Annotated in this window: 6 protein-coding genes; all 6 read right to left on the bottom strand. The window is 60.4% G+C overall.

Annotation, left to right across the window (positions count from 1 at the left end):
* Positions 1–30: 30 nt before the first annotated feature.
* Entirely contained in the window at positions 31–1,008 is a 978-nt protein-coding gene (locus DWV16_RS05780) for a uroporphyrinogen decarboxylase family protein (protein WP_118478145.1), read from the bottom strand.
* 22 nt (positions 1,009–1,030) lie between these two features.
* Positions 1,031–2,059 (bottom strand): ABC transporter ATP-binding protein, encoded by a 1,029-nt coding sequence (locus DWV16_RS05775; protein ID WP_118478143.1) that lies wholly within the window; start codon positions 2,057–2,059, stop codon positions 1,031–1,033.
* Complete coding sequence (locus DWV16_RS05770) at positions 2,046–3,053, bottom strand: ABC transporter ATP-binding protein (RefSeq protein WP_118478141.1); 1,008 nt, start codon at positions 3,051–3,053, stop codon at positions 2,046–2,048. The genes DWV16_RS05775 and DWV16_RS05770 overlap by 14 nt, the downstream gene beginning before the upstream one ends.
* A gap of 28 nt (positions 3,054–3,081) precedes the next feature.
* A complete protein-coding gene (locus tag DWV16_RS05765) occupies positions 3,082–4,167 on the bottom strand; it encodes a Xaa-Pro peptidase family protein (RefSeq protein WP_158572792.1) in 1,086 nt (361 codons plus the stop codon).
* Between the two features lie 23 nt (positions 4,168–4,190).
* Positions 4,191–5,063, bottom strand: coding sequence for an ABC transporter permease (locus tag DWV16_RS05760; RefSeq protein ID WP_158572791.1), 873 nt, complete (start codon positions 5,061–5,063; stop codon positions 4,191–4,193).
* The coding region (locus DWV16_RS05755; protein ID WP_158572790.1) for an ABC transporter permease at positions 5,063–6,062 on the bottom strand (1,000 nt) is incomplete at its 5' end. The genes DWV16_RS05760 and DWV16_RS05755, both read right to left, overlap by 1 nt.

Raw genomic sequence — 6,062 nt, 5'->3', positions numbered from 1 at the left:
CCCCCGGCTATGCCGGGGGATTATTATTTTTCAGACGGCCGCCATGACCGGCTGATAACTTTCGCAGGCGCGTTCAAGCATCGCGACGCGATCATAAGGCAGGTCTGCTGGAAGGGTGCAGTCGCTTGCCAGGATGAAACGCCGGTGATCAACGCTCTGGAGGATGGCGTGAACCTCCGCTTCAATTTCTTCATACGATCCGCTCAGCAGCGCCGGGCTGCGGTCATCAAGTCCGCCCATCATCACCTTGCCGGGGAAGATGTCATAGCCTTCCGCGAGAGAGGTGCCGCTTTCCAGTACGCCCCAGTTATAGACATCGCAGGGATAGTCCACAAACCGCCGCAGATCGACATGGGGCTTGCACATATGCAAAAAATGCATCGCCGACTTGTCGCGGGTTTCATTGAGAATGCCGATTTCAAGCGGCGCGAGATACTTTGCATGTTCCTCGTCGGTCAGTCCGTCCCGTTCGCCGCCGAGCGCCGCGAAATAGATCCCGTCCGCGCCCGCGTCGAGACAGGCCTCGCAGAGATTGGTCAATGTTTCGGCAATCGCGCGGTAGGCGCTCAAAACGCTGTCAGGATCCGTGCGCAGGTGGTAGATCTGCGCGTAGCGGCCGATCGTGTCATATTTCGGAACACCGAGCAGGGTGTGCGAAGCAGATGCAAATATCCCATGAATGGTGACCACGACCGGCGCGTCGCCCGCGATACGGTCGGTGATCCGTTTGACGATGTCCGCCTGATCCTGAATGAAGGAGGAATTCCGCCTGTAGGGACGAACTTTTTTCCAATCGCCTGCGCTGGAGATATCGTGTCCGCAGGGGCAGAGGTTTTCGTTCATCACCTTGCAGATGTCGGTCCTGCTTTCGGCGAAGAATTTCATATGGGCTTCGACCGCTGCATCCCCGTGGAAAGCTTCGCTGGGAAAATGCAGCCAAAACCCCATCGGCACGCGGTCGGCGGGTTTGCCCGCGAGAACCGCGGCCACGCGTTCTTTTCGATTCATAACAGATTCCTTTCTGACAGGCTCACCCTTCTTTGGATGGGCCGTTTGCTGTTTTGCCGCTCAGGAGATGGCAGGCGGCGAAATGACCGGGCCGCACCTCGCAAAACGGGGGTTCCGATTCGCTGCAGAGGGGCATTGCCATCCGGCAGCGGGTGTGGAACCGGCACCCGGAGGGAGGATTCATCGGGCTGGGGACATCTCCTTCCAGGAGGATGCGCTGCTTTTCCACCGTGGGATCGGGGATCGGCGCGGCGGAGAACAGTGCCTGGGTGTAGGGATGCAACGGATGCGCATAGAGCGTGTCGCTTTTTGCAAGTTCGACGATCTTTCCAAGATACATCACGGCAACCCGGTCGGAGATATGCTTGACGACCGACAGACCGTGCGTGATAAAGACATATGCCTGCCCGAACTGCTTTTGCAGATCCTCAAGCAGGTTGATGATCTGCGACTGGGTGGCCACGTCGAGCGCAGAAACCGCCTCGTCGCAGACAATCAGCTTCGGGCGCAGGATGAGCGCCCGGGCGATGCCGATGCGCTGGCGCTGTCCGCCGGAAAATTCATGCGGATACTTTTTGACGCTCGCGCGCGGCAGCCCGACCACGTCGAGCAGCTCATAGACGCGCTGGAGCTTCTCCTGGCCGTTGATGCCGTCCTGCACATAGAGCGGCTCACCGATGATATCCCCGACGTTCATGCGCGGATTGAGCGAGGAGAAGGGGTCCTGATAGATGATTTGCATCCGGCGGCGCATTTTGCGCAGCTGCTGGCTGCTTGTGCGTAAAACGTCCTCGCCTTCAAAGAGTACCTGTCCGGCGGTCGGCTCGATGAGACGCAGCAGCATCTTGCCAAGCGTCGTCTTACCGCAGCCGGATTCGCCCACCAGACCGAGCGTTTCGTTTTCATGTACCGTGAACGTAACCCCGTCCACCGCCTTGACATACCGTTTTGGAGCGAAAAGGGCGCTTGTCTTGACCGGAAAATGTTTCACTAGCTCTCTGGCCTCCAGAAGGACGGGCGCGCCGGACGGGTTCTGCTCAGAATTCGCCATGCTGCTGCGCCTCCTTTTCGGCGATGTCCGCGTATTTCCAACAGGCCACATGCCGTTCGCCTTCCACCTTGAAAAGCGGAGGCTCCTGTCTGCGGCAGCGGTCGCAGGCTTCGTGGCAGCGGGTGTGGTAACGGCAGCCCTCCGGCTTGTCGATCAGATTCGGGACACTGCCCTCGATGACGTGCAGGCGCTCCTGCCGTTCGTCCAGGCGCGGGATCGAACACAGCAGGTCGGCGGTGTAAGGATGCAGCGGCTTTGCGAAAAACGGCCGCACCTTGGCCTCCTCCACGATCTTTCCGGCGTACATGACGATCACCCGGTCGGCGGTTTCGGCCACGATCCCAAGCTCATGGGTGATGAGCAGGATAGACATGCCAAATTCATCCCGGATCTGCTTGATGAGGTCGAGGATCTGCGCCTGGATGGTCACGTCAAGCGCGGTGGTCGGTTCGTCCGCAATGAGCAGCTTCGGGCTGCAGGCGAGCGCGAGCGCGATCATCACCCGCTGGCGCATGCCGCCCGACAGTTGGTGGGGATACTCCTTGACCCGCTGTTCCGGGTTCGGGATGCCCGCCAGCCGCAGAAGCTCCACCGCGCGTGCCATCGCTTCTTTTTTGCTGCGTTTCTCATGCAGATGCAGCGCTTCGGTGATCTGCCGGCCGCAGGTCATGGTGGGGTTCAGGGAGGTCATCGGCTCCTGGAAGATCATCGAGATCTGGTTGCCGCGAACCCGGCAGATCTCCTTTGGGCCCAGCTTTAAAAGATCCGCGCCTTCAAAAAGAATTTCCCCGCCCATGATCTCTCCGGCTGGTTTCGGGACGAGCTGCAGAATCGACATCGAGGTGATGCTTTTGCCGCAGCCCGATTCCCCTACAAGGCCCAGGATTTCTCCTTCATCGATGTGCAGCGATACTCCATCCACCGCGGGCAGCAGGCCGCGTTCGGTGTGAAAACAGGTGCGCAGGTTGTGGATTTCAAGCAGATGTTTGCCCAAAGCGGTTTCACCCCCTTTTTTGGATCGGTCAGACAACTGAGATCAGCTCTTTGGGAAAATGGTTGAAGGTCCGGCAGCCGTCCTCGGTGACGCAGACGAGATCTTCAATCCGCACGCCGAATTCCCCGGGCAGGTAGATGCCCGGTTCGTCGCTGAAAACGTTGCCCACCTCAAGCGGCGTATTGTTCCCGGCCACTAGGAACGGCTCCTCGTGGGAATCGAGCCCGATGCCATGGCCAAGCCGGTGGGTAAAATACCGACTGTAGCCAGCAGCCGCGATGACCGCCCGGCCCGCCGCGTCGACCGTTTCGCCGGTGACGCCCGGCCGGATGGCAGCGGCAGCAGCGAAATGCGCCCCCAGGACGGTCTCGTAAACCGCGCGTTGCTTTTCGGTCGGCGGGCCGACAAAGAAAGTGCGGGTCATGTCCGCGCGGTAGCCCTGATAGCAGCCGCCGAAATCGAGCATGACCGAATCGCCCTTCTGGATGACGCGGGTTCCGGTGCGGTGGTGCGGGTCCGCGCAGTTTTCGCCCGAAGCGATGAGCGGGTCCCCAAACTGGGTGAGCCCGACCTCCCGGCGCAGTTCGTTCAGCCGGCCGGCGAGCTGGCGCTCGGTTTTGCCTTCGAACGGCTCTTTCAGAAGCTGTTCGAGCGCCGCCTCCGCCATCCGCTGCGCCGTCTCGATGCAGGAAAGCTCATGAACATCCTTTTTTCGACGCAAAGCGGCAGTGACCAAATCGCCCGGAACCCAGCGGCAATCCGGCAAAAGCCCCTGCAGCGTGAGCAGCCAGCGGCTGAACATCCGCGCGCCGACCGCTACAGTGCCGTACGGGAGCATCTGCGCGGCTATGACGAAGGGGTCCCCGGTCTCCTCCCAGGGCAGAAGCCGCACCGGCGCTTCGAGCGTCTTTTCAGCCGCTGCGGCCTCAAACGAAGGCAGCAGCAGGAGCGACTCCTCCTGCGTGAGCAGAAAAAGGACCGGCCGGTCGGTGGCCACGCCCTGGTAGCCGGTGAAATAGAAGAGGTCGGTCGACGGCGGCAGCAGCAGCGCGTTCACACCGCAGCCAGACATCCGCTCCCGCGCCCGTATGAGCCGGTTTTCGTAAAGTTCCATCTGCAAAACGCCCTTTCGCATTGTCAGGCGGCGGTGGCCTGCGCTTTTTTCTTTTTCCATTTGTGAGGAATGTAGGTGCCGCGCAGCTGCGGGTCAAAAGCGTCCTGCATCGCGTCGCCGAGAAGACTCAGCCCCAATACTGTCACAAAGATCGCAAGACCCGGAAACATCCCGTACCACCATGCGTCAAAGACATAGGAACGGCTGGCGGAGATCATCGCGCCCCATTCCGGCAGGGGGTTCTGCGCGCCGAGCCCGATGAACGAAAGCCCTGAGCAGGCGACCATCGCATACCCGAGGTCAATTGTGATGCGGGAGATGAGCATCGGGATGGTCTGCGGCAGGATACAGCGGGAAACGATGTAGCGCGAAGGCGCGCCCGCCGCGACCGCGGCTTCCACATAGAGATTCTCGCGGATCGAGATCACCATGCCGCGCACCAGACGGATGTAGGTCGGCCACCAGGAGATAATCAGCGCGATGATCGCTGAACGCAGGCCCGGCCCGAGTGAAAAGGTGATGAGCATGCCGAGCAGCAGCTGGGGGAAGGCCATGAAGATATCACAGACACGCATGAGGATTTCGTCCGCCCAGCCGCCATAATAGCCGCAAAGCCCGCCGAAACAGAGCCCCAGCAGCGTGGCGATGCCGATGATCAGCACCGCCGCGCCAATCGTGTAGCGGGAACCGGTGGCGACGCGGGCGAAGATATCCCGCCCCATCTCGTCGGTGCCGAACCAGTGGGTCGAACTCGGCGGCTGCAGCCGCTCCGCGGTGTTGACTGTGATGGGGTCATATTGCGCAATGAACGGGCCGAACGCCATGAACAGGATCACCAGCAGGGTGAGCACCGTACCGGTAGCCGCGGCCAGATTTCGGAAAAAGATCCTTCTCATCATGTCAACCTCACTCTCGGATTCAGCAGCATGTAGATCAGGTCGACCAGCAGGTTGATGACCGAGAAACTCAGCGCCATGACGATGGCGATGCCGGTGATGGCGGGGAAATCGAGGTTCTGGATCGAAGTGATCGCATAGGAACCGAGCCCCGGCCAGCGGAAAATTGTCTCGATCATGATGGTGCCGACCATCATGTAACCGGTCTGGATGCCGATCGTCGTGACGATCGGGTTCATCGCATTTTTAACTGCGTGCCGTCGAACCGCCACTTTATCGGTGAGACCCTTGGCCTTTGCGGTGCGGACATAGTCCTGGCTCATCTCCTGGGTGACCTGGGTGCGCACCACGCGTGTTGTGAGGCCGATGTTGCCAAGTGCCAGGCTGACGGTTGGGAGCACCAGATGGATCAGTGCATGTTTCAGCGTTTCCCAGTTGCCCGCAAGGATGCTGTCCAGGATATAGAGCCCGGTGACCGCTTCCGGCGGGGAAAGGTTCGCGGGAAGCCGCCCGCCGGAAGGCAGGAGCCCCAGATAATAATAAAAAACGAGCTGTAAGAGCAGCGCGAGCCAGTAGGGCGGGATGGCGGAGCTGCCCACGCAGAACATGCGGGTCAGGCTGTCGATCCAACCGGGATGGCGCGCGCAGTAGATGCCGAGCGAAAGCGAGACGATGATATAGACTGTGGTTGCCGCCAACGTCAGCTCGAGCGTCGCGGCGATGCGGGCGGAGACCTCCTTGAGAACCGGCTGCTTCGACAGGATCGATTTGCCCATATCCAAATGCAGCAGATCCCCGAGATAGATGAGGTAGCGGATCGGGAGGGGCTTGTTGAGCCCCATCTTTTCCGCAATCATCGCGACCTCCTCGTTGCTCGCGGAAGGCCCCGCCGCCACACGAGCGGGGTTTGCGGGCAGAAGGTTGGTGACGAAAAATACGATAAAAGTGATCCCAATGAGCACCACGAGCATCATGACAATACGCCGCAGCAGATATTTC

Source organism: Anaerotruncus sp. AF02-27, from assembly GCF_003465835.1.
GTDB classification, from domain to species: Bacteria; Bacillota; Clostridia; order Oscillospirales; family Ruminococcaceae; genus Anaerotruncus; species Anaerotruncus rubiinfantis.
The sequence above is the reverse complement of the archived record's forward strand: the minus strand, read 5'-3'. Positions and strand labels throughout refer to the sequence as shown.